The organism is Methylomonas methanica, assembly GCF_001644035.1.
Lineage (GTDB): Bacteria > Pseudomonadota > Gammaproteobacteria > Methylococcales > Methylomonadaceae > Methylomonas > Methylomonas methanica_A.
Map to the genome: position 1 here is coordinate 1 of NZ_LUUG01000034.1, position 1,957 is coordinate 1,957.

Here is a 1,957-nt window from a genome sequence, read left to right on the forward strand (position 1 = left end):
GTTGACCTGCCGGGGCCGATTCGCCGAAACGGTCCAATCCTACGACTCTACCCGCGCTGCCGGCATATTTCCACCAGCTGTCGGTCACTCCCGCTTCTACTACCACGCGCTTGGTGACGCTTGGCGGCAATACGCTGTCCCGGTACGCCTGGTCTTGCGCTTCGAAGACGTTGGTCGATGGCATGGACACCACGCGGATTTTTTTGCCCTTCGCGCTCAAGGCGTCAGCGGCTTTCACGGCCAATTCGACTTCGGAGCCGGTGGCGATGATGATCGCGTCTGGTGCACCGTCGCTATCTTTCAGGATGTAGCCACCTTTGCTGATACCGTCGATCTGTGCTTGGCTGCGGGCCATGTGTTGCAGGTTTTGACGGGAGAAGATCAGGGTGCTCGGTCCATCTTGACGTTCAATGGCGGCTTTCCAGGACACTGCCGACTCAACGGCGTCGCAAGGGCGCCAGACTTGCATGTTGGGGATCATGCGCAGGGTGGCGGTTTGTTCGACAGGTTGATGGGTCGGGCCGTCTTCGCCTAGGCCGATGGAGTCGTGGGTGTAGACGAAGATGGTTGGGATTTTCATCAACGCGGCCATGCGCAGGGCGTTACGGGCGTATTCGCTGAACATCAGGAAGGTGGCGCCGTAGGGCTTGAAGCCGCCGTGCAGGGTGATGCCGTTCATGATGGCGGACATACCGAATTCACGCACACCGTAGTAGATGTAGTTGCCATCGAATTCGGGCTGGTTGACATCTTTGCAGCCGGACCACAGGGTCAGGTTGGAACCGGCCAGGTCGGCGGAACCGCCCAGCAGTTCAGGCAGCAAGGGACCAAAGCCGTTCAGGGTGTTTTGCGAAGCTTTACGGCTGGCGATGGTTTCGCCTTTTTCGTTGACGGCGGCGATGAAGGCGCTGGATTTTTCCGCCCAATCAGCCGGCAGTTCATTTTTGATGACCCGACGTTCGAATTCGGCAGCCAGTTCCGGATGTGCCGCTTTGTAGGCGGCAAATTTGGCGCTCCAAGCGCTTTCCAGTTGGGCACCTTTGGCGTTGGCGTCCCAGCCGGCTTTGATGTCGGCAGGGATTTCAAACGGGGCATGCGGCCAACCCAGGTTTTCACGGGTCAGGGCAATTTCGGCTTCACCTAAGGCGGCACCGTGGCATTCTTCTTTGCCTTGTTTGTTCGGCGAACCGAAACCGATGGTGGTTTGGCAGCAGATGATGGTCGGTTTGTCGGTGACTTTTTTCGCTGCTTCGATAGCGGCTTTGACGGCATCGGCGTCGTGACCGTCGACTTTAGGAATCACGTGCCAGCCGTAGGCTTCGAAGCGTTGCGGGGTGTTGTCCAGGAACCAGCCTGCGACGTTGCCGTGACCACGCACTTCACCATCGATGGAGATGTTGTTGTCATCGTAGAAGGCGATCAGTTTGCCCAGTTTCATGGAGCCGGCCAGGGAGCAGGCTTCGTGGGAGATACCTTCCATCAAGCAGCCGTCACCCAGGAAGACGTAGGTGTGGTGGTCGACGATGTCGTGGCCGGGACGGTTGAATTGGCCGGCCAGGGTGCGTTCTGCCAAAGCAAAACCCACGGCATTGGTGATGCCTTGTCCCAGAGGACCGGTGGTGGTTTCAACGCCGTCGGTGTAGCCGTATTCAGGGTGTCCGGGGGTTTGCGAGTGCAGTTGGCGGAACTGTTTCAGTTCTTCGATCGGCAGATTGTAGCCGGCCAAATGCAGCAAGGAATAAATCAGCATGGAGCCGTGACCGTTGGACAGAATGAAGCGGTCGCGGTTAGGCCATTTGGGGTTGCTGGGGTTGTGTTGCAGAAAATCGTTCCACAATACTTCTGCGATGTCGGCCATCCCCATCGGCGCACCGGGGTGCCCTGAGTTGGCTTTCTGTACGGCGTCCATGCTGAGTGCGCGGATGGCGTTCGCTAAGTCTCGGCGCGAAGGCATGTT

At 58.4% G+C, this 1,957-nt stretch carries 1 protein-coding gene; it reads right to left on the bottom strand.

The genetic code is table 11. The features are described from left to right. The coding region (tkt, locus tag A1332_RS01670) for a transketolase (RefSeq protein WP_064006846.1) at window positions 1-1,954 on the bottom strand (1,954 nt) is incomplete at its 3' end. Window positions 1,955-1,957: the final 3 nt, after the last annotated feature.